Here is a 26,952-nt window from a genome sequence, read left to right as displayed (position 1 = left end):
TTGCCGCATCAATGGGCGTATATTTTCTTATTTTAACAGAAAATTGTGCCGTTAACTGTCTGATTTTTAAAAGTTTATTAAAGATACACCTTATTATTAACCGTTTTGCTTACTTTTTCAAGTACGACCTTATGATTGCAAGCAGCTTTTGCTTTTCATGAGTCGGAATGGATTCTGAAAGTCTGGCTGCAGCTAATGGCAGCTCCCACTTATAAAGCTCTTCTGCAGAGAACGAACGATGTTTTTTGTACTCGCGAATATACAGCCTGCACATCCATTTGCGGATGAACCCCATAAATGCATCATTTGTCTTCAATCCGCCATACCTCAAAATTAGAATGGTCCGGGCAAGGTCAGCCTCAGGCTGCCCGCACACCGCATCAGCCCAATCAATCACTGTAGGATTACCGGCAGAGATTAAAATATTATCAGGGTGAAAATCCCCGTGACACAGCTGTTTTCCTGAGGAAAGACAGGCTAAATGGTCTAATACCGCTGCCTTTTCTGTACCTGAAAGACTTGAAGCATGGATTTTCATTTCAATAGAACTCTTCTGTTTTTTTAGAGATTCTGCCGGTTTTTCATGGATGCCAGTATGAAGCCTTGCCATCATCTTTATACTTCGAATGGCAGCTGAAGGACTTTTCATCATTTCAGCTGTTAACGGATTGCCTGCTGCTTTTTCAAAGACAATCCCTTCTTTACCGTCAATGGTCACAATCTCATAAGCTTTTGGAACGCTGATTCCGCATTCAGTCAAGTATCTATTCACTTCAAATTCGTAATGAATAGTTGCTGAATCATATCTATACATTTTAACAGCCTTATCTTTTCCGTAAGAATACGTAATGGCTGTCGAGCCTTCGCCGATCATATCCATCTCATTCAACATTATCGTTTCAGCAGCGGATTCATCGGAAAATATCCCGCTTCTTTCAATGATTCTAAATCTTCGTCATCCTCTGCCATCTCAGTGAAAACAAATTCTTCATCAAGCTTATAAAGAGCTTCGAGCTGCCCGGCAGATTCTTTGTATCTGCCCAAAGTTGAAAGATAACAAGCTCTGTTATACAAACTGATTAAATCCTCGGGCTCTATTGAGATAGCTTTCTCAACTGCTTCAAGTGCTTGTTTTAGTTTATTTTGATGTCGGTAAATCAGTCCGAGCTGATTATAATTGTCATGATCATCCGGATTTACAGTGATTGCATGCTGGATCGCATTTTCTGCTTTGCTGTACTGTTCTATAGCTTCATAGACTCTGGCCAAGTGGAAGTATCCTTTTTCAACAGCAGTCTCAATTTTCACTGCACGCATGAGAACTTGTTCTGATTCTTCAAATTCTTCAAGTTCAAGCAAGGCCATTCCAAGAACAACGAGATAATCGGGATCCTCGTTTTCTTCAAGCAGTGTTTCAATAAGGCTGCATGCTCCTGACAAGTACTTAACAGCTTTTTTCTCTGGGACATTTCCGAATTCATTTATATAAAGAACAGCCAGCCTATAGGCAACGTCAGGCTCCCACTGATAGCGGAGCCACTGCTCCAGAATTTTAATCGCATCTTCCGCCAATCCTGCATCCAAATGAAATTCGGCATACCACATAACAGCTGTAACATTCTCCCGGTCATGTTTCAATGCCTCTTCATACAGGCCAATCAGTGTTCCAAATTTCAGGCTCATCTTCGAAAAATTCGTGAACCGCTTCAGCCATCCTTTTTGTTCTTCCATCTCTTCGTATGCATCACGCATGGATTGCATTTGCCGTTCATACGCAGCTGCTGCATTCATGAAAATAATGCTTTTTTCTTCAGCTGTAAGCTTCATTTTTTTTATTTCATTTTCAAGTTTATGCATGGACTTTGTGCCAAGCATTACTTCAATCCACGTTTCATAGAGAAACTTATTTTCTTGATTTTCCATAATCAGTGTGAGGAGCTGGGATTTTGCTTGTTTCATTTTTCCCTGCTTCATCCAGAGCTTGACTTGATGATGAAGAATTTGAAATTGAGCTGGCGCAAGTTCAAATGCTTTGTTCAAATTTTCTTCTTCTTCTTTCAGATTTCCAAGCTTTCCATGAATATGGGCAAGGGCATCATAGAGGAAAGCCTTCTCAACATTTGCACTCATTAGAAGTTCTTTAAATGCTTCAATTTCCGTCTGGAATTCAAGAACCTCGAGCAGAGCTTCGACAGAAACACAATAAGGGTCCACTCTAAATGCAGACAGCAGGTATTTCTTCTCTGATTTCCTGTCCTCTCTGGCATTTGCGACACCCGCAAGGTCAAGCATTGCCTGTTCATGTGCAGGATCAAGCTCAAGCACCCGTTTATACTGTTTTTCTGCCTCGCCATAATCTTCTTGTTTAAAGGCAATCTCCCCAAGCCGGTAAAACGGAAGAATATCATCCTTCTTTAAGGCAATGGCCTGTTTTAAATACTGCTTGGCCTTATCCAATAGACCCTGGGACTCATATAAACAGCCGATATAGCTGATCAGAAGAAATTCGTCTATTTTTCCTTCTCTTATGCTTTCTAAAAATTCAAGTCCGCGGCGTGAGTATGGCGTTTCAGATACGAGATCAACATAGATCTCAATCGCTTCCCCAATATTGGCATCCGCATATAAAATCCCTTTTTCTACATAAGAAAGTGCGAGATCCATATGTGAGTCTTTTTCTTTCATTTCTGAACTTGCGGCGAACATCAGCTTTCCTGCGTTGATAAGAAATTCACTGTCTTCTTGGAATTGTTCGAAATAGCGGTGAATTACTTTGAAAAATTGATCTGTTTTTCCTTCCTCTTTATAAAGAGCGGCAAGGGAAATACGTGCATATACATCTTTCGGATCGAGCTCTTCAGCCTGCATATAAAATTGCCTTGCTTGTTCAAGTTCCCCAGCACGTTCAGATAGATCTCCCGCTTCATGGAGGAGCATCTGTTTGTCTTCGGCAGCTGCAATCCCCTTTTCAAGAATCTCCTTCGCTTTAGGAACATCATCGTAAACGATTTCGTAAAGTCCTGAAAGCTCTTTATATGCAAGCGGCACTTCCGGTTCGAGTGCTATTGCAGTCTGAAACCCTCTTCTTGCAAGCTTATATCTTCCTAATTCTTTATCGCACCTTGCCCGCTGAAACCATACATACCCGTCTTCCTTCTCAATTTTCAAGAATGAGTGGAACAGATTTCTGGCTTTTTCATACTCGTTCATTTCCATTAAAATAATTCCATGGTTAATCAGTGAAAAAGCATCATCTTCATTGATATCCATCGCAATCTCTGAATATCTCAAAGCTTCCTGAACACGGTCACGATTGAGTTCAGTCAGAGCGAGGTATCCCCATAGAATATGATCATCCGGTTCCGATTTCAAGGCTTCCGCAAAAGCCACAAATGCACCGTCATATTCATCCTTGTTATAGCTTAATCTCCCTTTCGCATACCAATAAGTCGCCAAATACTGTTTAAAAGGAAGCTGCGTCAAGTACTCCAGGGCGCGTTCATTGTTTTTTACGCTGAAATAAGCCATGGCAGCTGAAAGACTGCGGTATTCAGATTCCTTAGAATGCTCAAAAACATACATGGCAGCTGCATCAAGAATTTCTTCTGCCACTATTCCGGGAAGATATTTAATGACGTAGGCTGAGACAGCCATAAGGTGAAGATTTTCTTTTAGAAAGGCTTGTTCAGCATCACTCAGCTGCTTGTTCGATGCCTCTGTCATAGAAAAAAGCTTAACTGCTAGTTCGTGTTCATTTATAGATAATACATTCAATTTTTCAGCTTCTTTTTCAGGAAGAACCGCTAAAGATAAGACTCCATTGTTCCCATATTCCTGCTCAAAGTCTTCATACATGACTTCATGGGTGGTTCTGAGATTTGGATCCTGAACGTGGAAAACATTCAAATTGTCATCATAGCCCGCAAGCAATTGAACATGGGAGGTTGTTGGATAATCGATATTGATCATAACGGCCGCATCCAGATCAATCAGCGTTTTTAAAATGTCGGGATTCCCCAAAAAGTACCTGCTTGTAAACTCTTTTTCTTCGAAGTACTCAATTATTTTAGATAACTTTGAACCTGAAACATGAAAGACTGATTCTGCAATTTCATCTTGTTTATACGTCTTGCCGAACATACTGAAAATCATTTCTGCACATGCAGGAACACAATAATTATATTTTTGCACGACCGGCTTAAAGGTCACCATTTTAGAAGCTTGGTCTGCCCGGCCAGTAAAATTTTTATAATGGGATTCTTTCTTAAATTCAGTGTGCTCTGCTAAAAACGATTCAAGCTTCCCGAATTCTTTCTGCTCATATAAGGAATCAGCCGTGTAATACTCGGCCATTCTCTTATATTCATGAAAAGGGGTAAGTGAATGCAGGTCTGAAATCGCTTTTTCCATATCCGTCCAGCGCTTCTGTTTATAGCACAGCCTAATCTTTTCAACGATTAGTTTTGGAAAATCCGGATAAAGGGTTAAACCTTCTTCTAAAATGATTCCGGCTTGTTCCGCATCCCCCTGAAGCGCATGATGCTGAACAAGCAGCACATAGGCGGTCAAACCGTCTTTTTCATCCTTCTTACTGTCGTCTAAGCACTGCAAAGCCCTGTCCCATTCTCCGCTTTGCAAATAGTAATAAGCCCAGCGCGTCTTCACGGGATCACTGGAAGCTTCTTCGCATTTTTGCATATATTGAAACGCTGCCTTTAATCGCCGCATCCCAATAAGTGCACTTGCCATTGTGAAATAAAGCTTTTCTCTCCATTCATCAGTGAGTTCCTGCTTTTCTATTTCTTTTAAAAGTTCTTCAGCTTCAATCAGCTTGTTCTCATCAATAAGCTGCTGGCAATACCAAAGAGCCGTCAGAGGAGATTTTAATCTCCTGTAGCTGTCTCTTATGAAGATTCCGCCAAGCTGGTCCATTAATGATGCATCTAGAACCTGAAGCAAATATTTCAGTTGGCTTTCATCTGTGTACGATCGAATAAACCTGCGAAAACGTGAAAGCTTATTCTCCTCCGCCACTTCCTTGTACTCTTCTAAAAAGTGCTTCATTGCTCCTGAATAGTCATGTTTTTTCAGCGTTTCTTCTATGTATGATAGATTCATATTTACCCCTCGCCGGATTATTCAAAATATTTATTTCTTCTTTTTTAAATATACTTTGTTTTATGTGATTTGTAAGCCATTTTCTAACAGAAAACCTGCACGTTTATATGCAGGTTTTCAAACTTTGATTATCGGAGAGGTGAAGACATTACTTTAATAAAATCAGCAAGGAAGTCCTGATACTGAAAATGAAGGGCAATGGTGTGCCTTGCACCTGGCTGCATTTGATTATTGCGAAAATCGGCATAGCTCAGTCCTCTTGCGTCATCTAAGACCGAAACCTCGACATTTTTGGTAACAGAATAGATTTTGTCTTTGTTTAACATATAGTACAAAGTAAAAACATCGTGTATGGATGCTCCTCTTCCTCCCGGCCTGAGCTTAGCATAAGCATCAGAATAGTACTTCGTAATGGCAGGAATAAGCTCCTTATAGGGATTTGAAGAGATAGAGTATATATATCCTGCAATTTCACTGGTGATAATGGCACTGTTGGTCACATTCAGAGGGGTTATATATACTTTTTTCGCATACTTAAGCACAACGTTTACTGCTATTGGATCACCATGGAAGTTAGCCTCTGCGAGCGGAGTTACATTGCCCGGGACAAAAAAAGCTCCTCCCATTAAATAAATTTCAGGAACCCCCTGCATGACTTCAAGGTTAAAATTAAAAGCATTTGCAAGGGAGGTCATTCTGCCCGTATCAACAATAACAAGTTCATCTCCGTGTTCTTGAATCAATGTGAAAATATGACTGAATGGCTTAATATTTAATTCTATATTCTCTGGAGGCCTTATCGGCCCAAGCCCTTCCTCCCCATGAATTTCAGGATAATAGACCGAAACCTCGCCGTTTAACGGAAATGTCGCCCCCTCTATAACAGGAATGTCCTCTCTGCCTGCAAGCTTGAGCAAATAGGCTGCATTTTCTGTTGCCTGCTGTTTAGACACATTCCCATAGCTTGTAACAATACCTAAAAGCTCAATATCGGGATTTAATAAAGCGTAGATAATGGCCAGGGAATCATCGATTCCGGGATCTGCAAACAGTAAAATTTTTTTCATTGTTAATCCACCTATTTTCTAATGTCAGATGGTTATATATATGGAATTGGAAAAGATTGAATGCTACGTTTTTCTCCTCGCGTCTTGAATGGGAAAATAGTCATTTCCTTTTTATTTTTTTCGTACACAGGATTTTCCTGAACTGAGTGTAATATATTCCTTAACTGAAAGATGGAGTGTGAGGATCATGGAAGCTAAGGCAGAACGCAGATTAGTACCCCGGAGACGGAGAAGTCTATGGATTGGAGCTTTCGCCATTCTCTTTCTTCTAATCGGAGTATTCATTTATGTAAACCTTTTCACCGAGAAAAGTCTTCCCCAATTAAATGGAGAAGTAATCGTCAGAGGAATGACCGATGCAGCCCAAGTAACGAGGGATAAAAACGGGGTACCTCATATTAGGGCAAAATCAGACAAAGATTTATACATCGCACAAGGATATGTACAGGCTCAGGATCGCCTCTTCCAAATGGATTTAAGCAGAAGACAGGCATCCGGAATGCTGAGTGAAGTGGTCGGCGCGGCAACTGTTGATAAGGACAAATTTTTTAGAACGCTCGGTTTGAGAAGAGCCGCTGAAGTGTCTTATCCAGAGTATAATCAATCTTCAAAAGATGCCATGCAGTGGTTTGCAGATGGTGTAAATGCCTTTATGAAAGACGCAAAAGAACATGGGACACTGCCTCTTGAATTCAGCCTGCTGAAATACGAGCCGGCAGAATGGACACCAATCGATTCCCTCACCATCGGCAAATACATGGCTTTTGATTTAGGAGGCCATTGGTCAGGGCAGGCGTTCCGTTACTGGGCGCTTGATACGTTTCCAAAAGAGAAAGCATATGACTTATTTCCTTCCTTTCCAAAGGATGCCCCAGAAATTCTGTCTGCTTATGATGAAGTGAAAATGAACATGGAGAAAAGCTTTGCAAGTGCCATCATTCCACCCGAATTTAATGGAAGCAACAACTGGGTTGTGAGCGGTGAAAAAAGCGAAAGCGGGAAACCTCTGCTTGCAGACGATCCCCACCTCTCACTTGCCACACCATCAATCTGGTATCAAATGCATCTGCAAAGTGACAGCATGAATGTCAGCGGCGTTATTTTTGCCGGGGTCCCTGGAATCATTCTTGGACACAATGATTATATTGCCTGGGGTGTAACGAATACGGGGCCAGATGTACAGGATTTATACATTGAAAAACGCAATCCTGATAATCCGCGGCAATTTTTATACAACGATAAATGGGAAGATGCAAAGGTGTTTAAAGAGCCTATCGCGGTGAAGGATGAAAGGACCATCGATTATGAGGTGATCGAAACAAGGCACGGCCCGCTCATGTCCGAATTTGCATTTGATAAAAAGCAGGATACAGCTCTTGCTATGAAATGGACAGCTCTTATGCCTTCAACCGAATTCCAGGCAGTGCTCTCAATGAACAAAGCGAAAGACTGGAACGAATTCGAACAGGCTCTTGAAGATTTTCACGTCCCAACCCAAAATTTTGTTTTTGCCGGGGCGGATGGAACAATTGCCTATAAGGCAAACGGAAAAATTCCAATCCGGAAAAAAGGTGACGGCATGATTCCTATACCTGGCTGGACTGATGAATATGAATGGGAAGGATTTATTCCTTATGATGAGCTTCCCCGCACGGTCAACCCTGAGGAAGGTTTTGTTGCTACCGCAAACAATAAGGTGATTGATGATTCGTACCCTTACCATATTAGTCATCATTGGGCGCAGCCTTATCGGTATATGAGAATTAAAGAGGTTTTAGAGACAGACGATAAGCTCACATTAAATGATATGAAAAAACTGCAGATGGATCAGCGAAATTTATATGCTGAGGAATTTTTGCCCGCTATTATTAACAGAATCAGCGAGGGTGATTTAAATGAGACTGAAAAAGCTTCTGCCAAATTGCTTGTAAAATGGAACATGGAAGATGATAAAGATATGGGAGCTCCGCTTCTCTTTCACTTGCTGATGAAAGAAATTCCCGTCACTCTTTTTAAAGACGCTGTTCCAAAAGAAATGGATGACTTATTTGAAGGAAAACAGGGAATCGTTGATGAACTGCTCAGACGCGCTTTTAACGGGGATGAGTCTGAATGGATTTCAGATAAAGGTGGCCTTGATAAAGTTTTGCTCACATCATTCGGGAATGTCGTCGCCTCTCTTCAAGAAGAATACGGCGATAACCCGGAGGATTGGAAATGGGGCGATTACCATCAGCTTTATTTTGGACACCCTCTTTCTTCTGCCTCACCTGTTCTAAAATGGCTGTTTAATAACGAGAAACCTCAGCCTGTCGGCGGCAGTCAAATTACAGTCGCCGCCGCAAACTATAATTCTGAAGGAATCGTCAATCACGGTGCTTCCTGGCGCTTTGTCATCGATGCGGCTGAAATGACAAAAGGACACCATATTGTTGGACCTGGCCAATCCGGCCATGTGAAAAGCGAATGGTATCAAGATCAGATTGATGATTGGATGAACGGAACCTATCATCTGACTGATCTAAACGCGAAGCAGAAGGAAGAAAGCTTAACTTTATTGCCGGAGAAATGACCGGCCGAAATGAACGAGGCTGGGACGTAACGATCATCTCCTGAATGAAAGCCGAACATTGAATAGTGCGAAAACCATTAAAAGAAAGAGCTATTTTCGCCATAAATTGTTGTTTTTCATGATAAATAATGTCCGTTCCTTTCCGCTCCAGGAACTTGCTTTCCGCGGGGAGCATGGGAGCCTCCTCGGCGTTGCCTGTGGGGTCTCCCATTTTGCTCTATTTCCCGCAGGAGTCAAGTTCCTTCCGCTGCAATCCACTTAAAGTTTTAAACATTTAGTCCTGTAGCAACAATATTTATGAAAAGAGCTAAGAAAAAAATCCGAACTAAAACGAAATTCAAGTTGGAATTTCACATAATAGTTCGGACTTTTCTTTGGCTGAAAACCATTTGTCCCAGCCACGTTTTTTTGTCATAGAGTTGGTTAGCCAGGAATTAGTTGATGCAGCCCTATTTAAGAATTAAATAAAACAATATAAAAAGCCGCCCTGATTCTTCCGGGCAGCTTATTTTTGCATCATGCGTGATGCAGCTTTTCTTCTTGTATATATCCCTTGCATGACTGCCTTTTCATAAGCTTATGCGGGATAATGATCCGTTTAATTGGATCGTTAGGATCTTCCACCAGCTGAATCACATGCTTGGCAGCTTCATAGCCTAATTGAAAAATATTAATATCCACAGTAGTAAGCGGCGGTCGTGAAACTTCTGACAGCATCACATTATTAAACGATACAACTGATACGTCATTAGGTACATTTATGCCCATATCATCAAGCATATTCAGAACTCCGAGCGCCATTAAATCATCGGCTACGACAAGCGCAGTCGGCGGCTCATTCAATTTGAACAATTCCTGAACAGCTGCCTGCCCGCCTTCTTTTAGAAATTGAGCATGCACAATGTAGTCATCGCGGTATTCAAGTCCTGCATTTCGAATCGCTTTCTCATACCCTAAAAGGCGTTCAACTGTTACCACAAGTTTAAGATTACCACCAATAAAAGCAACGCGGTCGTGTCCAAGCTCAATCAAATGTTCTGTTACTTCTTTTGCTGCCCGGTAATTATCGTTGTCTACGTGAGTAATTAACTCGACATCCTTAAATGGTTTTCCAACGATTACAAACGGGAAGTTTTTCATAAGCAGGTATTTTGTCAGTTTATCATCTACTTGTGAATACAAGAGAATAATGCCGTCGACCCGTTTTCCTTCAACCATCTGAACGACGCCTTCCATAATTTCAGCATCCGTTTCACCCGTTGACATATGCAGGGCATAATGTTTTTGGTGAGCTCCTTTACTGATGCCGCGGATCACTTCCGGAAAGAATGGGTTTAAAAAGGCTTTGTCAGCAGAACCCGGAATTACGATTCCAATTGCCTGAGTCGATTGATTTGCAAGACTTCTGGCTATGAAATTCGGATGATACCCAAGCTCAGTCATGGCTTCTCTTACTCTCTCTTTTGTTTTCTCACTTATACGCGGGTTATTAGCAATCACTCTCGATACGGTTGATGGAGCTACATTTGCTAACCTTGCGACATCTTTTATTGTTGCCACAATCCCATCCCTCTCTTACTTTCATCATGTTTGGAGCAGTTTTTTCTCTCCAAATTGAAAAGTCTAATTTAACATACTCTTTTTTAAATAACCACTTTGTAAACGCATTCACTTTGAATCCTTTATAACCAAAGAGAAATCATCTCATTTCTCTTTGGTTCACTGGCATTAAGATGTCTGCTTCTTTCTTCTGTTCATGTATAAGAATCCTGCAAATACTGCCGGAACTGCCACGAACACACTGATTAACGGCAAGTTTGGGCCAGTTTTTTCCCCAACCTCAAAGATCTCAGCTGTTTCACGGTCGAGAATAAATTCATACTCTCCGTTCTTTTCTTCGGTCATATCACCTGTCAGCAATCCGTGCAATTCTTTATTTTCTTCAAGCGCTTTAGCCGGTATAACGGCGTTTCTTGATTCAGCGGAATTATTTAACGCAATAACGGTCATTTCATTCTTATATGTTCTTTTAAGAATGGTCATTCCTTTTTCATCATATAAAACGTCCATTTCTCCGCGTCTTAAAGAAGGAAATTCAGAGCGGATCTTCCCAAGCTTTGACACATACTTGATGAGATCTTCATTGGCACGGAAGTTCATCATCCGGCGATTGTCCGGATCATTGCCGCCGTCCATCGCAATCTCTGTGCCATAGTACACGATTGGCATGCCAGGTGCAGAATACATGTAGGCAAGAGCCATCTTCAGCCGGGTAACCGGATTTTGATTATTCGCAATGGCTTTCCGTGTAAAACGTTCATTATCATGATTATCTATAAAATTGCCTAAAACATAAGGATCTTTATAAAGAATTTGATTGCGTTTAAACACGTTGGCAAGCATCCCCGGCGATCCACCTGCATCCGAAAACACTTTGGATGCATCATCATAAAAAGGATAATCAACGACAGAATCAAGGCCAGCTTCCGTATAACCCGATACGTAGCGAGGATCTTTATCCCAAACTTCGCCCATCAAGAAGAAATCTTTCTTCACTGATTTTACTTCTTTTGAAAATTCCTCCCAAAAGGCTTTAGGAACGTGGCGAACAGTATCCAGTCTATAACCGTCGATGTCTGTTTCCGTAATCCACCATTTGGCAGCATCCATTAAATAGGCTTTCGTTTCAGGATTTTCGGTGTTTAAATCCGGCAGGCCAAACAGCCAGCCATTTTCTACTTCCTCTTGATTTTGCCAGTTGGCAATATCCTTCTTTTCATGAAACCAGTCTTTCTTTTCAGGATCATTCAGCCATGGATGCTTATAGCCCGTATGATTGACTACAAAATCAAGCATGACCTTCATATCCCGTTTGTGCGCTTCTTTTACAAGCGTTTTAAAGTCCTCAAGTGTTCCAAAGTTTTCATCCACGTTTTTAAAATCACGAATCCAATACCCGTGATAGCCGCCTTCTTCATTATCAAAGACCGGAGTCAGCCAAATAGATGTAAACCCCATTTCCTGAATGTAATCCAGTTTATCAATAATCCCTTGAAGATCTCCGCCGTGATATGCCTTCGGATTTTTGGGATTTGCTTCAAAATCGTTGCTTGTATCGCCATTATTGAAGCGGTCAATCATAATAAAATACATGCTTTCATCTTGCCACGATCGTTCTTCCTTCTCTTCTGCCCGAACAGCGTTCAATGAAAAACCTGAGAGAAGGAAAAAAGGGATGATCAGTACTTGTAGTATACGTTTATCCATCCCTCTGCCCCCCTTACTGCGTAATAGCTGTCCCGTCTCCATATAAGCGGATTCGAGACAGCTTTACGTATAAGACTATTAAACTATGTTTATTAATTCAATATGAAATCGATTTCCGAATCTTACCCTTTATTCGCTCCAGCCGTTAATCCTTCAACAATATACTTTTGGAAAAGCAAGAATAGAATGGTGATTGGCACTGCTACTAGAACCGCTCCGGCTGCGAACGTGGTAAATTGAGTGCTCGTTCTGCCTGTTACGAATTCAAATAGACCAACTGCAAGTGTCTTGTTATCGTTTGAACGAAGGATCAGACGGGCGAAAATGAAGTCCATCCAAGGTCCGATAAAGTTATTTACAGCAATAAATACTAAGATAGGCTTTGACAAAGGCATCATGATTTTAAAGAAAATCGTAGTATGACTGGCACCGTCCATTTTTGCTGCTTCTTCTAAGCTTCTTGGAAGACCATCAAAGTATCCTTTAACAAGCCATGCTCCAAACGGAATCGATCCGCCTGCATACACTAAGATAAGGCCCCAGTGATTGTCCAATAATCCGATTTGAAGAAGTAAAATGTAGATCGCAATCATTCCCATGAAGCTTGGGAACATTTGCAGGACAAGCATCGCCATTAACCCCTGTTTGCGGCCCGGAAAACGGAAGCGTGAAAACGCATATGCCGCTGTAACAACAAGGAATGTTGAAATAATCATGTTGAAGAATGCAATTTTAAACGTGTTTTTATACCATGTTAAATATTTTGTTTCCTCAAAAAGATAACGGTAGTGATCAAGACTTAATGCTTCTGGTATAAGCTTTGTTGCAAACAGTGAATCCCCTGGATTTAATGATCCGATCAGGATGAAATAGACAGGATACAGGACAAGAATCGCTGTTATGATCAATATGGCGTATATAAAGCCAACGACGAGTTTATCAGTTAATTTTTTATTCATCATGACATCATATCCTCTTCCTTGAATGCTTTTGTTTTTCTGAAGTTCCAGATAGAAAGAGTTGCTACTACGATAAAGATTAAGATCGATACGACAGAAGCTGTAGCAAATTGACTTTGTTCAAGCGTCATTTTATAAATCCAGCTGATCAGGATATCCGTTGATCCGGCATAGCTGTAATTCACGTTAACAGGATTACCTTGAGTTAATAGATAGATAATATTGAAGTTATTGAAGTTCCCTGCAAAGCTCATGATAAGAAGCGGAGCGGTTGAGAACATAACGATCGGCATAGTAATCTTCCAGAACTTGCTCCAAGGCGTTGCTCCGTCAACATCTGCCGCTTCAAACATTTCTTTATCAATTGTCGTCATAACACCGCTCATAAGAACCATCCAGAACGGGAATCCAAACCACATATTTACTGTTACAAGCGTAACTTTTGCCCACATTGGATCTGACAGCCAAGGAATAGCTTCAAGACCAAGTGCTTTAATATATTGATTCAGCGGCCCAAATTCTCCGTTGAAAATATTTCTGAAAATCAAGATGCTGACAAATTGCGGAATCGCCCATGGCAGAATGTAAATGCTGCGCCATAAACGCTTAAGTTTAATGCCTTTATGATTGATCAGAACAGCAAAGATCAAACCAAGGAAGAACGTAGTCGCTGTTGATAAAATCGCCCATAGGACCGTCCAGCCAAAAACTCCGTAGAACGTTGTGCTCCATGTTTTTAATTGGAAAAGATTTAAGAATGTATCAAATCCTACCCAATCCACCAAAGCCTTTGGCGGCAGATGATTTGGACCTGAATAGTTTGTAAATGCAATCATAACTCCAAATAACAGAGGAAGAATCGTTAAAAACATTGTAAATAGAATAGATGGTGTTAAAAGGATGTAAGGGAACCCATTTTCCCATACATTTATCAGGGTTTGTTTTGCTGTATTAGGCTTGATGCCGCGCTCGCGCATTTTGCCTACTTTGTATGCATCACGAACGTTTAAGTAGTAAACCCAGATGAAAAGCAGGAAGGAGATTAAGAAAATGATCCCTTCGATCATTAAGAATATGGAGTGATCGCCTTGCACGACTGTAAATCCATTTCTTGTCTGCGGGGTGTCGCCTAATGTTGTTAAGCCCCACATTGCATATCTGAACGGCAAAGACCAGAATACCAGAAGGTAAACTTCTAAAAGAATAAATAAAATTCCTTTAAGATATTGACGGTGGTAGATCTGTCCAAGCCCCATTAGTAAAAACGATAGTAATGCACCTATTCTAGCTGGTCCGCGCATTATGCCAGGCCTCCTCACGTTGATTGAAAGTTGTGTCTGCTTGAGAAATTTCTTCTTGCTTATTACCCCATTGTCCCTTTGCTGTCCCCATTTACGGGCAGTTAGCCTGCACCTCTGTCCCATGCATTCTATCCGCATAGAGGTAGAGGCTGCTGCCTGCCAATAAAGGATAAAAGTTGAGCCAATACCAAAGGTATCGGCTCAGACTGACTATTACTTCGTTTGTGAAGAGATAGCATCCTCAATTTGCTGAAGTGCTGCGTCAAGTGCCTTTTTAGGTTCAGTTCCGTCGTTCCACATTGTTGTATAAGCAGTTTCCATTGGTCCCCATACAGATTGCATTTCAGGGATGTTTGGCATTGGAAGTGCTGATTCAGCCTGTTCAAGGAATGCAGAAGCAACTTCGTCGTTTTGGATCGCATCGCTTTCAATCAATTCTGTTTGAGGAGGAAGCTGTCCAGTCATTTCAAAACGTTTTTCAAGCATTTCTGTGCTTGTAGCGAATTGTGCTAATAGAGTAGCAGCTTTAGGATACTTAGAGTAAGAGTTTACATAGTAAGCTTTGATTCCAGAGAAACTTTTTGGAGTTTCGCCGTTATCTAATTTAGGAAGCGGAGCAATACCGAAGTTGATGCCTGCTTCTTCATGGTTTTTGATATCCCATGGACCAGAGATGCGGTACATTAATTTGTTATCGTTAAAGAAAGAACTGATCAAGTCACCAGTAATATCTTCTTTTTTCAATGGAAGAAGTTCTTTGTTCATGCGCTGCATGAATTCACCAGAAGCAACAGCGCCTTCATTGTTAATGCCTAGATCAGATGCATCTGTGTTGTCATTTCCGAAGATGTAACCGCCGTATCCAGCGAAGAATGCATGTGCAAAGTAGAAGTTTGCAGGCTCCATCATGAAGCCGTATTTGCCGTCTCCAGCAAATCCTTTAGATTGCTCAAAAATTTCGTCAAACGTTTCTGCAGGCTTGTCTACTAAATCTTTGTTGTAATAAAGTGCGTATGTTTCAATTGCCATCGGGAATCCGTAAAGAGTAGATTCGCCGCCTTCTTCAGTGTAAGAAGTACCGCTGATTGCAGCTGGCAGGAATTTTTCTTTATACTCGTCAGCTAAAACGTTTTCATAAATAAGACCAGCTTTTACCATGTTTCCTACGTGGTCATGAGGTGCGTGGAATACGTCAGCTCCAAGCCCAGCAGGTCCGTCAACTTCTAGCTTTCCAGCAGCGTCAACGTGGTTTACTTCTTGTACTTCAACTGGGATATCGTATTTCTTTGTGAATTCTTCTGCTACATAAGATGCCCATTCAGCTTCTGAATCCGCGTTATCCCAAAGAACTAATTTTGCGCCTTCTTCAGGTTCTAAATCTACTGATTCTTCTGTCTTTTTACCGCCCTCTTTGTCGCCGCCTTCTGTTTTTGCCGGCTCTGAGCTGCTAGGCTTGCTGCATGCAACCATAACAAACATCAGTAATGCAATGAGAGATAAAGATAAAATCTTTCTCATAATTTCCCCACCTTTTATTTTGTTGTAATCTATTTCATTGTACTTAGTGCCCAGAGGCAATCCGCACAACTGAAACCAAAGTCTCATAGTTTAAAAGTGAAAACGCTTCCTATCATTCTCAAAAAAAAGGGTGAGTGATGTGTGAGAACAATTGTGCAAACGTTTTCCCTATTAACTAATTTTTATTTTAAGTTTGCCAGAATTAAAAGTCAATATATTTTTATAAATAAATGCAAACGTTTTCCCAATGTTTTATAATGAGTTCATATTCTATAATTTGGCGATTTAAGGTGATTAATAGAATAGGATGATAGTCACACCCCCTGTATCAGCTTTTGTCCTGCCGATTTTGCCGCCATACACAATTTAACTTATGAAAGAGAGTGAACAACTTGTTAAAAGAAGCAATCTATCACCGCCCAAAAAATCAATTTGCCTATGCTTATGATGAAAAAACCATGCACCTGAGGCTTCGCACAAAAAAGAACGATGCTGACGCTGTCAGTCTGATTCATGGCGATCCATATGAATGGAGCGAAAAAGGCTGGCACTTCAAACTTGAGCCGATGCATAAAAGCGGTTCGGATGAGCTGTTTGATTACTGGTTTGCAGCTGTCGAACCAAAATACCGCCGGATGCGTTACGGATTTGAGCTGTCTTCCGGAGACGAAAAGCTTATCTTTACGGAAAAAGGGTTTATGAATGAAATCACAACTGATGACACCGCCCCCTATTTTGCGTTTCCTTTTTTGAACAAGGCCGATGTTTTTAAAGCACCTGAATGGGTTAAGGATACAGTCTGGTATCAAATTTTCCCTGAACGATTTGCAAACGGCGATTCTTCCATTAATCCAGAAGGCACATTGGACTGGGGCAGCACGGAGCCGACGAGCGGTAATTTCTTTGGCGGGGATTTTGAAGGGGTAATCAAAAATATCGATTATCTGAAAGAATTAGGAGTAAGCGGTCTTTATTTCACACCCGTTTTTAAAGCGTACTCCAATCACAAATATGACACGATCGATTACATGGAGCTCGATCCTCAATTTGGCGATAAAGAGACGTTTAAACGACTTGTGCAAACGTGTCATGAAAACGGAATTAAAATCATGCTTGATGCGGTATTCAATCACAGCGGCTATTACTTCCCCCAATTTCAGGATGTACTCGAACATGGAATGGATTCCAAGTATAAAGACTGGTTCCATATTCATCAGTTTCCTCTTAAAAATGAAGATGATACATTAAACTATGATGCATTCGCTTTCGTCGAGAGCATGCCGAAACTGAATACGGAGCATCCTGAAGTAAAGGAGTACTTGCTTGAAGTAGGCCGTTACTGGGTTCGCGAGTTTGACATTGACGGATGGAGACTGGATGTTGCAAATGAAGTAGATCATCAATTCTGGCGTGAATTCAGACAGGCTGTCCGCGCAGAAAAAGAAGATGTTTATATCCTAGGCGAAATCTGGCATGATTCGATGCCATGGCTTATGGGAGATCAGTTTGATGCCGTTATGAACTATCCGTTTACAACAGGGACAATGAATTTTATTGCTGGTGATAAGGTAAGGGCTCAGGAATTCGTGAATATTATGGAAAGCGTACTCCACTCTTATCCGAAAAACGTCAATGAAGTGGCCTTCAATTTACTCGGAAGCCATGATACACCGCGCATCTTAAATACAGCGAATCACTCCAAGGCAAAACTGAAGCTGCTGTTTGCCTACCAGTTAAGCTTTATCGGCTCGCCCTGCATTTATTATGGAGATGAAATCGGCATGAACGGAGAACAGGATCCAGGCTGCCGCAAATGCATGATCTGGGATGAGGACAAGCAGGACCGCGAGCTTTTCAATTATGTGAAAAAGCTGATTGGCCTCCGCAAGCAGTATCCTGTATTCGGAAACGGCGGAGATATTACATTTGTTGAAGCGGACGATGAAACCAATCATGTTATTTTTACAAAACAAAACGAAACTCAAAAAATGATTGCTGTCCTCAACAATTCCGAAAGCGAATTAAGTGCAGCTCTCCCATTTGAATTAGAAGATACAAAATTAATTGATTTGCTCACAGGAAAAGAATATGCCGCCCACGCTAAGAATCTTACTGTAACAGTGAAGCCATTTGAGATGGCATTCTATTTAATTGAAAAATAAGCGATTGAAAAACAGCCCCGGAATGATCTCCAGGGCTGTTTTTTTCACTCTTCAGGGCGCGGACCCGCTTCAATGCCCCTGCTTTCGACTGTCATAATCGGCCTGCAGGTGATGTCGCCATTCACTCTGATTTGGCAAGATAACCGCAAATGGTCCTCCACACCTTTTTCAGCAAAAGCATTTTTCTCTGCATTTGTAACATCTTCAAAATCACCTTCGAGGATTTCGACCCTGCAGGATGTGCATTTTGCTTTTCCCCCGCAGCGGTGCAGAATATCAATTCCGTTATCCTCAAGTGCAAGTACCAGTTTTCTTCCCATTTCGGCCTCAAACGACCCTTTTCCCGGAACGTGTATTGTCGGCATTTCGATCTCCTCCATTTAATTGTAGTATCATCTTGACCTATTACCCGCTATTCTAATCCACTCTTTATTTCTTTCTTGATACTATCTTTCGATACTCAAGCGGCGATACCCCCTCCAAACGTTTAAAAACTTTTGTAAAGTAAGCAGCATCAAAAATTCCGACTTCTTTTGCAATGGATGAAATTTTGTGGTCAGCCGTAGAGAGCAGCCGCTTAGCCTGCTCCATCCGGTATTGATTTAAGTACTGAACAGGTGTCACTCCCATCGTTTTCTGCATGCACCTGGTAATGTAATCGGGGTGAAAGTGCAGTTCTCTCGCGAAGTCCTCCATTTTTATTTCTTCTTTGTAATGCTTTCTTAAAAACCTGAGTGTTTCTTCCACTACCTTTTCTGCAGCGCTTGGAATCTGCAGCGACTCTTTTTGCAAATGAAGAATCAATTCTTCAAAGTAAATCTGCTGTCTTAACGGATAATCAGGAGTCTGGTGATTCATACTGACCAGATTATCAAAGATCTTTTCGACAAAATCCTTATGTATGCATTCCCCAAAAGCAGGAATTTTAAAATGGAATCTGGACGGCTCTACGAAATCTCCATCAACAGTCTGCACCTCGGACCAGTTTTCGTTTCCTTGATCATGAAGGGAAAAAGCTCCTGCCATTTTAAAATGAGTCCAGAAAACCCTTGTATCTTTCCCGCAGCTTTTATGGCCATAATGCTCAAAACCAGGGATTAAAATCAGATATTGTCCCTCTCTAATCGTAAATGAACGTTCATGCTCAGTCATATAAAGCTCTCCTGACTGAACATAGATAAGGTCAAACACAGTGAAAACCCGTTTGAAATGTTTGGTTCCTTTTTTAAAAATGGCATCCCCTCCTTTAATAAAAACAGGAAATGGAGGAATATCAAAACCGATGTAAGTCATACTGTCCTCCTTTTTTCAGGTCGTATATTTACAAAAATGATCGTAATCATCTCTTTTTATTATATAAGATCCTCTGTAAACTAGTAATGATTTTATATGTGTTTTACAGAAGGGAATGTCCGGTTTGACTCAAAAATTAAAAGATCGAAAATTGACATTATTTGCTCTTACATGGCCGATTTTCATAGAATTATTTTTACATATGCTGATGGGAAATGCCGATACCCTTATGCTCAGCCAATATTCCGATGAATCTGTAGCAGCAGTAGGCGTTGCCAATCAGATATTGAATGTGCTGATTGTGATGTTCGGCTTTATTGCAACCGGAACAATTGTGCTGATCACACAAAATGTCGGGGCAGGCAACCGCAAGAGCGCGCTTGAGATTTCTCAAGTATCCATTGCAGCCAATCTGATCCTCGGGATTGTCATCGGCTTGCTTGTCATTGTGTTCAGCGAAGCCATGCTGAATATGATGAACCTTCCAGCCTCACTCCTTCCGGAAGCGGATTTTTACCTTCGTTTAGTAGGCGGATTATGTTTTATCCAAGCTTTGATCATGACAATCGGAGCGATCTTAAAAAGCTACGGCTTCACAAAAGATACGATGTACATCACGATTGGGATGAATATACTGAATGTCATAGGCAACTACATTTTTATCTTTGGTCCATTCGGATTGCCGGTACTGGGCGTCGAAGGTGTTGCCATCTCTACTGTTACATCCAGGTTCATCGGACTGATCGCCATTTCATATTTGCTCATAAAAAGGATTTCTTTTGAAACAAAATTGCAGGATGTATTTAAACTGCCGGCTGCACATCTTAAAAACCTGCTGAAAATCGGTGTTCCCTCAGCTGGAGAACATTTATCCTACAATGGATCTCAAATCGTCATCACAGTCTTCATTACAATGCTTGGCGCAGAAGCACTGACAACAAAAGTGTACGCTCAAAACTTGATGATGTTCATCTTCCTCTTCAGTTTAGCCATCAGCCAGGGAAATCAAATCCTTGTCGGACAAATGGCAGGTGCAAGAGAATACAGCAAAGCCTATGAACGCTGCATGAAATCTTTATACTGGGGAATTGGAATGTCAGCTGTTATCGCAATCATATTCAGCATTTTCACAGATAGCTTGTTTGGCATTTTCACAGACAATCAGGAAATTCTGCAAATCGGTGCATCCCTGATGCTGCTGACGATTATTCTTGAACCCGGCAGAGCTTTTAACCTGATTATCATAAGCGCTCTGAGAGCAGCCGGAGATGTTAAGTTCCCAGTCTATATGGGTATTTTATCCATGTGGGGCATCAGCGTCCCGCTCGCTTATCTATTAGGCATCCACTTTGAACTTGGTCTTGCAGGAATTTGGATCGCTTTTATCGCAGATGAGTGGCTCAGGGGAGTGCTGATGCTGATCCGCTGGAAGTCAAAAGTGTGGGTGAACAAAGGATTTATTTTACAATCAAATGCTGTTTCATAAACCTGGCTTATACAGTCAGGTTTTTTTATGTAAGATAAATTAACACAAATAAGAAAGCGCTTCATTTATTTGTAGTCAATTAGTCCTTAAATTTTTATTTAAATTTTCAGAAAAATACTTGATTTCTGCATATTCATGCCATATGATAATAAACATAACAACAAGTGTTATATTACCTAACATCGTTTTTAGATCTTCTCTCTGTCTTTGGTCTTATTTATTGCTTATTCGCCAACTAAAAAGAAGGAGCGTGTTTTTATGGATGCTGTAGTGTTAATGGACAATTTGTGGGTCATTATTGCAGGTATACTGGTATTGCTTATGCAAGGAGGCTTTATACTACTTGAAGCCGGTTCTACCCGAATGAAAAATGCAGGACACATCGCCGGCAAGACAATCTTTACAATCGGAATTGCTTCTCTTGTCTTCTGGGCTGTGGGCTATGGATTTATTTATGGAGATGGAAATAAATTTATCGGCCTCTCAAATTTCTTTTATGGTGACGCATCACCCGCTGACGGCGGATTAACGACATCCGTTGATTTCTTTTTCCAGCTGGCATTTGCAGCCATTGCATTGACCATTGCCTTTGGTGGCTTTGCAGAACGTGCTAAATTGTCTGCCTACGTCATCTTTGCCGTTTTATTTTCAGCTCTTGTTTATCCTGTTGTCGCACACTGGATCTGGGGAGCCGGCTGGCTGAAGGATTTGGGCAAGCAGGACTTTGCAGGCTCGACTGTTGTTCATTTAACTGGCGCTATGGCAGCTCTTGCAGCAACGATTGTCTTAAAACCAAGGCTCGGAAAATACGGGAAAGACGGAACCATGAATCAATTATCCGGTCACAACCAAGTGTTTACAGCATTAGGCGTGCTCATTCTCTGGGTTGGATGGTTTGGTTTTAATGCAGGAAGCACATTCGGCGTGTCAGACGGGTTCTTTGGGTATGTAGCTTTAAACACTCAGCTTGCGGCTGCTGCAGGTGCAGTTTCTGCAATGATTGTGGTTCGCATGATGACAGGAAAAGCAGATATCCCAACAACCTTGAATGGTGCACTTGCAGGTCTTGTAGCCATTACAGCGTCTTGTGCGTTTGTTGCTCCGTGGGCAGCAGTTGTTATTGGATTAGTCGGAGGAATCATTGTCTACTTCAGCATGAAACTATTTGATAAAGCCAAAATTGATGATCCGATTTTTGCCCTGTCTGTTCATGGTGCTGCTGGAGTCTGGGGAACATTATCAACCGGATTCTTCGCAACTCCAGAGCTTGCAGAACGAAACGGCGGTTTAGCCGGATTATTCTACGGCGGAGGCTTAACTCAGCTTGGGGTTCAAGCAATTGGCATCCTATCATGCGCTGCTTACGCGTTTGTCATCTCCTACATTATCTTGAAAGTAATGAAGCAAGTGATGGGCACAATCCGTGTAACGGAAGAAGAAGAAATGATCGGACTGGATATGAGTGAGCACGGAAGCTACGGCTATCCTGAATCATTCGCAGCTGCACAAGAAAGCAGTTCATATAAGAAAAGCGCAAGCGCCCGTTAAGCTCCGACAGACAGATAAGGATCCGCCAGTAAAGGCGCTTTTTGCCTTTATTGGCTGATCCGTTCTGGCCGAGGAGTTGGGCGATGGAGCTAGACATCGAAGCGCAAAACTTACAATATTCTCTTTATAAGAAAACTACAGCCTAATAGGTAAATCAGATGGTTCGTTTTGAGAGAACAGTCTAAATGGAAGCAGGCAATAAAGTCCGGTTGTGACTTTATTGCCTGTTTCTTATTGTTTAAATTAATAGACAGCGCATGTATTCTTGTGAATCACACCCCTGTCTCCTATAATCAAGGTAGAGAGAGGTGCGAAAAATGAAACTCGATCAATCCATCTATTATTTTTTTCTATTTTGGTATGCATGCGGGGTTATTTTGCTTAGCTTTGATATTCTTCCTCCTGCCCTTGAATGGGCCAATGTCGTCTTTTTGATTGCAGCGGGGATCATCGGCGGCATTTATTTTATCCGCTCCTACGGCCGGACGAAAGGACTCGCCATATCGTCACTAATCGTGTTTTTTTCCATTTTTGCTGAACATCTTGGGGTAGAATACGGAATTCTTTTTGGAGATTACTATTATACTCAGGATTTTGGTCCGAAGCTGATTGGCGTACCAATTGCGATCGGATTTGCATGGCTGATGGTTATTGCTTCTTCGCATGCGCTGGCAAAAGTCATTGCTTACAATCAAAATGTCATCCTATACGTGCTGACCGGCTCATTTCTTGCAGTCCTAATGGATTTAATCATTGATCCAGTCGCTTATGAAGTGAAAGAATATTGGGTCTGGCATGCCGAAAGCTTCTATTACAATATTCCATTTTCAAATTTTGCAGGCTGGTTTATCGTGGCATTCATTCTTCACTTTGCCATCTACTTTATCGTACATAAAGAAATTTCAACCTATAATCTTTGGCACAGCAGAATGATCCTTGTTTTCGGATTGATTCAGGCTATGTTTATCCTGCTTGCGCTGATTAATCAGCTTTGGCTTGCCGTCATTATGACATCTTTGCTTACAGCCATTGCTTTGGCAGGCTATTATCTTTCACTGAAGAGGTTTACACATGATCGAAGCCGCTAAAAAACCATATTTTGAAAAACTCTTTTTCATCTATAATCGTATGCTGTTTAAACGGCATTTTAATGGCATCTATACGGACAGCTGCGCAAATATTCCGGAACAGGCCGTCATTTGCATGAACCACAGCACATGGTGGGACGGATTGCTGCTTTTCCATTGCAATCAAGCTAAGCTTAAACACGACATTTATATTATGATGCATGAAAAGGGACTCATCCTGTTCCCATTCTTTAAAAAATTGGGTGCTTTCTCAGTAAACCGCGATAAACCTAAAGACATTGTGCTTTCTCTTCAGTATGCAAAAACCAAGCTCGGTGAAAACAAGTCTGTCTGTCTGTTTCCGCAGGGCGATGAATTGCACCTTGAGAAAAGGCCGCTTGGATTTTTGCCTGGCGCGATTTCCCTGCTTGAGAAAAATAAAAAGGTCCCCATCTTGCCTATGCTGTTTTACTACTCTTTCGGCAATCAAAAAAAACAGGATATTTTCGTCCGGATCTTACCTCCTCTCTTTTATGATCAGCTTGAAGGAAACACACGCAAGGAAAAAAATGAACATTTCGAATGCTTCTTTACAAAAGAACTGGATGTTTTAAAACAGCAGGTCATGGATCAAGATACAAAGAACTTCGTTAATATTTTATAGCTTTCAGTGTAAGAAAGGACGTTACGAATGAAAAAAGCGGTTGTTATAGGAGCCGGATTAGGCGGATTATCTGCTGCAATCACACTTGCAAGCCGAGGGTTCACGGTGGATGTATTTGAGAAAAACAGTCACGCCGGCGGAAAATTGATGCCGGTAGATCTGGGCGACTATCATTTTGATTTCGGCCCAAATACGATTACAATGCCGCAAGTGTTTGAGCGTGTTTTTTCAATTGCCGGCGAAAAGATGCAGGACTATATTGAAATGAAAAAACTTGATGTTCATACAAGGAATCTGTTCGAAAACGGTGCCGTATTTGATTTTACAAGCCGGGCGGGAGCCATGAAAAACCAGCTTGAAACGGCAGATCCATTTGCTTCAGAACGCTATGATTCGTTTTTAGAAGAGATTACAAGACTCTACAAATTGTCAGAAACCTATTTTTTTCCTAAGCTGTTCGAATCCTTTACAGACTATTTGTCTCCTTCTCTTGGAACTGCTCTTCTCAAGGTAAGACCGCTTGAATCCATGCACCATTTTTTCAGCCGCTATTTTAAGAATCCTGACATTATAAAAGCATTTGACCGTTATGCGACTTACATTGGCTCCTCACCCTATATTTCACCTGCCACATTCGCTATGATTGCCTATTTGGAGCTTGTACAGGGCGTTTATTATGTTAAAGGAGGCAATGTGAAAATTGCTGAAGCTTACCTGGAAATAGCAGAAAAGCTGGGGGTTCAGTTTCATTTTGGCAGTGAAGCTGTCAAAATAACTGTTGAAAAAAAGCGCGCGAGGTCTGTACTGCTTTCAGACGGACAGCAATTTGAGGCAGATGAATTTGTTATGAATGCCGACTTGCTTGAAGCTTATCCAAACCTCGTCCGCGAACAGGATCGGCCAAAATTCACCACAGCTAAACGCGACCGTTACCAGCCGTCCATCTCAGCATTCGTCATACTGGCAGGATTAACGATTCGCAATCCGCAATTGCTCCACCATAATGTCTTTTTTTCAGAAGACTATGAAACAGAGTTCCGTGAATTGTTTTCAGATCATCAATACAGCGAAACTCCTACCATCTATATTAGTAATTCTTCCTATAGTGACCGGACTGTTTCCCCGCATGGAGACAACCTGTTTATCCTTGTCAATGCTCCTGCGCTGACTAAAGAAGGCACGCTCGTTATTAACGAAGAAGAGTATAAAGAACGGATTTACGATTTATTAGAAAAAAAAGGCGTGCAAATTCGCGGCCATCTTGCCTGTGAGCGCATCATCACTCCGCTTGAGATATCAAAAACGTTTGGGGCCTACCGCGGGGCATTATATGGCATATCCGCCAACAGAAAAATAGATGCTTTTCTCCGTCCAAGCAACTTTGCAAAGGATATTAAAAATCTCTCCTTCGTCGGCGGAAGCACGCATCCAGGCGGAGGTTCGCCAATGGTTACGTTAAGCGGCATCCATGTAGGAGAGGCTTTAGCAAAAAGATATTGAACGGCTTCATGAAAGAGGGGCTGTCCAAAAAGTCATTTTTTACTGACTTATTGGACAGCCCCTTCTTTTGGGACATTGCCCCATCAAAAGTTTCAGTATTAAAGAGAATGACGCCACTTTTTAAGCTTTGAATCGTTAAAAATGGCAGCACTACTCGGAATGATGCCATTTTTTAAGCTTTGTATCGATAAAAATGGCAGCACTACTGGGAATGACGCCACTTTTTAAGCCTTGAATCGTTAAAAATGGCAGCGCTACTGGGAATGAGGCCACTTTTTAAGCTTTGAATCGTTAAAAATGGCGGCACTACTGGGAATGACGCCACTTTTTAAGCTTTGAATCGTTAAAAATGGCAGCACTACTGGGAATGACGCCACTTTTTAAGCTTTGTATCGATAAAAACGGCAGCACTACTGGGAATGATGCCACTTGTTAAGCTTTGTATCGATAAAAATGGCAGCACTACTGGGAATGACGCCACTTTTTAAGCTTTGAATCGTTAAAAATGGCGGCACTTCTGGGAATGATGCCACTTTTTAGCTTTGTATCGTCAAAAGTGGTAGTACTGCGGGTAGCTCCTTTCTCTCTATTGCTTCTGTTCCATCCATTCAGGCTTTCCAAAACCTGCAAAATCTTTATCAATCGCTTTTTCAAACCCTTCAGATTGAACAACTTCCTTAATATCTTCAGCAATCTCTGAATCTGCATCTTTCGTATTCATCACGACACGATTGCGGTGCACATCATTCATATCCTCAAGCTTAACTGCGTCTGCAAGATTCATTTTCGCAGCTAAAGCAAAATTCCCCGGTACTGCAGACAAATCTGTATCCTCCACTGCTCTTGGCAATTGGGCAGCTTCTACAGGAACGAATGTTAGTTTTTTAGGATTTTTGATCACATCTTTTTCAGATACTTGGATCGGACTCACATCTTCATTCAGCTCGACTAATCCTCCATCTTTCAAAATCTGGAGAGCGCGCGCTGCGTTGGTTGGATCATTTGGAATCGCCACAGTCGCGCCCTCCTTCACTTCACTGAGGGATTTGATTTTGTCAGAATAAATTCCCATAGGTGCAGTAGGCACAGTAATCACTTCGGATAAATCCAATTTGCTTTGTTTTGCGAAGGTTTCCATATAGATTTTATGCTGAAACAGATTAGCATCAAGCTCATCATTGCCGAGCGCCTGATTTGGCTGAATGTAATCATTGAATTGAACAACCTCAACTTCGTAGCCTTTTTCCTCAAGTCCCGGTTTTATAGCCAGCTCAACCATATCTGTGTAAGGACCTGCTGAAGCTCCAATCTTAATACTCTTCTTTTCTCCATCTGCTCCTTCTGCACCGCAAGCAGATAAGACTCCCATAACAAGTACAATAAGAGCTAAAACTAATTTTTTCATTCTTTCTCCTCCTATTTTTCCACAC

The 26,952-nt window shown here is 41.4% G+C and carries 18 protein-coding genes; 7 read left to right on the top strand and 11 right to left on the bottom strand.

What is annotated here, in order from left to right; genetic code table 11:
- Window positions 1-109: 109 nt before the first annotated feature.
- From AC3ISE_RS04900 to AC3ISE_RS04890, 3 genes are all read right to left on the bottom strand, one after another.
- Window positions 110-892, bottom strand: coding sequence for an aminoglycoside phosphotransferase family protein (locus AC3ISE_RS04900; protein ID WP_489223268.1), 783 nt, complete (start codon window positions 890-892; stop codon window positions 110-112).
- Window positions 892-5,118 carry a tetratricopeptide repeat protein gene (locus AC3ISE_RS04895; protein WP_489223267.1) on the bottom strand — a complete coding sequence of 1,409 codons (4,227 nt, stop codon included), beginning with the start codon at window positions 5,116-5,118 and terminating at the stop codon, window positions 892-894. The genes AC3ISE_RS04900 and AC3ISE_RS04895 overlap by 1 nt, the downstream gene beginning before the upstream one ends.
- Window positions 5,119-5,246: 128 nt before the next feature.
- Complete coding sequence (locus tag AC3ISE_RS04890) at window positions 5,247-6,185, bottom strand: nucleoside hydrolase (protein WP_489223266.1); 939 nt, start codon at window positions 6,183-6,185, stop codon at window positions 5,247-5,249.
- A gap of 187 nt (window positions 6,186-6,372) precedes the next feature.
- On the opposite strand from AC3ISE_RS04890, the gene AC3ISE_RS04885 reads away from it, so the two are divergent.
- Window positions 6,373-8,757, top strand: a complete 2,385-nt coding sequence (locus AC3ISE_RS04885) for a penicillin acylase family protein (protein WP_489223265.1) — start codon at window positions 6,373-6,375, stop codon at window positions 8,755-8,757.
- A gap of 516 nt (window positions 8,758-9,273) precedes the next feature.
- On the opposite strand, the gene AC3ISE_RS04880 is transcribed toward AC3ISE_RS04885, so the two are convergent.
- From AC3ISE_RS04880 to AC3ISE_RS04860, 5 genes are all read right to left on the bottom strand, one after another.
- Window positions 9,274-10,320, bottom strand: coding sequence for a LacI family DNA-binding transcriptional regulator (locus AC3ISE_RS04880; protein ID WP_133311942.1), 1,047 nt, complete (start codon window positions 10,318-10,320; stop codon window positions 9,274-9,276).
- 165 nt (window positions 10,321-10,485) lie between these two features.
- The gene (locus tag AC3ISE_RS04875) at window positions 10,486-12,024 is read right to left on the bottom strand and encodes an alpha-amylase family glycosyl hydrolase (RefSeq protein WP_489223264.1); all 1,539 of its coding nucleotides are present in this window, start codon (window positions 12,022-12,024) and stop codon (window positions 10,486-10,488) included.
- Window positions 12,025-12,146: 122 nt separating this feature from the next.
- Entirely contained in the window at window positions 12,147-12,983 is an 837-nt protein-coding gene (locus AC3ISE_RS04870; protein WP_489224266.1) for a sugar ABC transporter permease, read from the bottom strand.
- Complete coding sequence (locus tag AC3ISE_RS04865) at window positions 12,983-14,284, bottom strand: carbohydrate ABC transporter permease (protein ID WP_070879231.1); 1,302 nt, start codon at window positions 14,282-14,284, stop codon at window positions 12,983-12,985. Before AC3ISE_RS04865 ends, AC3ISE_RS04870 begins: the two co-directional genes overlap by 1 nt.
- Window positions 14,285-14,497: 213 nt before the next feature.
- Window positions 14,498-15,802 carry a sugar ABC transporter substrate-binding protein gene (locus AC3ISE_RS04860; protein ID WP_489223263.1) on the bottom strand — a complete coding sequence of 435 codons (1,305 nt, stop codon included), beginning with the start codon at window positions 15,800-15,802 and terminating at the stop codon, window positions 14,498-14,500.
- A 392-nt stretch (window positions 15,803-16,194) separates the two neighbouring features.
- Here AC3ISE_RS04860 and AC3ISE_RS04855 point away from each other — a divergent pair, with 392 nt between their 5' ends.
- A complete protein-coding gene (locus tag AC3ISE_RS04855; RefSeq protein ID WP_489223262.1) occupies window positions 16,195-17,964 on the top strand; it encodes a glycoside hydrolase family 13 protein in 1,770 nt (589 codons plus the stop codon).
- Window positions 17,965-18,008: 44 nt separating this feature from the next.
- Here the strand turns inward: AC3ISE_RS04855 and AC3ISE_RS04850 are convergent, their stop codons facing one another.
- Together AC3ISE_RS04850 and AC3ISE_RS04845 are read right to left on the bottom strand one after the other, a co-directional pair.
- Window positions 18,009-18,329 (bottom strand): 2Fe-2S iron-sulfur cluster-binding protein, encoded by a 321-nt coding sequence (locus AC3ISE_RS04850; RefSeq protein WP_489223261.1) that lies wholly within the window; start codon window positions 18,327-18,329, stop codon window positions 18,009-18,011.
- 64 nt (window positions 18,330-18,393) lie between these two features.
- Window positions 18,394-19,257 carry a helix-turn-helix transcriptional regulator gene (locus AC3ISE_RS04845; RefSeq protein ID WP_489223260.1) on the bottom strand — a complete coding sequence of 288 codons (864 nt, stop codon included), beginning with the start codon at window positions 19,255-19,257 and terminating at the stop codon, window positions 18,394-18,396.
- A gap of 124 nt (window positions 19,258-19,381) precedes the next feature.
- Here AC3ISE_RS04845 and AC3ISE_RS04840 point away from each other — a divergent pair, with 124 nt between their 5' ends.
- The 5 genes from AC3ISE_RS04840 to AC3ISE_RS04820 all read left to right on the top strand — a co-directional run bounded on the left by AC3ISE_RS04840 (window position 19,382) and on the right by AC3ISE_RS04820 (window position 25,522).
- On the top strand, window positions 19,382-20,743 hold the full coding sequence (locus tag AC3ISE_RS04840; RefSeq protein WP_489223259.1) for an MATE family efflux transporter: 1,362 nt from the start codon (window positions 19,382-19,384) through the stop codon (window positions 20,741-20,743).
- A gap of 258 nt (window positions 20,744-21,001) precedes the next feature.
- The gene (locus tag AC3ISE_RS04835) at window positions 21,002-22,291 is read left to right on the top strand and encodes an ammonium transporter (protein WP_489223258.1); all 1,290 of its coding nucleotides are present in this window, start codon (window positions 21,002-21,004) and stop codon (window positions 22,289-22,291) included.
- 317 nt (window positions 22,292-22,608) lie between these two features.
- Window positions 22,609-23,379 (top strand): carotenoid biosynthesis protein, encoded by a 771-nt coding sequence (locus tag AC3ISE_RS04830; protein WP_489223257.1) that lies wholly within the window; start codon window positions 22,609-22,611, stop codon window positions 23,377-23,379.
- Complete coding sequence (locus AC3ISE_RS04825) at window positions 23,363-24,022, top strand: lysophospholipid acyltransferase family protein (protein WP_489223256.1); 660 nt, start codon at window positions 23,363-23,365, stop codon at window positions 24,020-24,022. The genes AC3ISE_RS04830 and AC3ISE_RS04825 overlap by 17 nt, the downstream gene beginning before the upstream one ends.
- 27 nt (window positions 24,023-24,049) lie before the next feature.
- Window positions 24,050-25,522, top strand: a complete 1,473-nt coding sequence (locus AC3ISE_RS04820; RefSeq protein ID WP_489223255.1) for a phytoene desaturase family protein — start codon at window positions 24,050-24,052, stop codon at window positions 25,520-25,522.
- Window positions 25,523-26,108: 586 nt separating this feature from the next.
- Here AC3ISE_RS04820 and AC3ISE_RS04815 read toward each other — a convergent pair.
- A complete protein-coding gene (locus tag AC3ISE_RS04815) occupies window positions 26,109-26,927 on the bottom strand; it encodes a MetQ/NlpA family ABC transporter substrate-binding protein (RefSeq protein WP_489223254.1) in 819 nt (272 codons plus the stop codon).
- Between the last annotated feature and the right edge of the window lie 25 nt (window positions 26,928-26,952).

The organism is Metabacillus sp. KH_069 (assembly GCF_057838075.1).
Note: the sequence above shows the minus strand (reverse complement) of the source record. Positions and strands in the feature narration are given on the sequence as shown.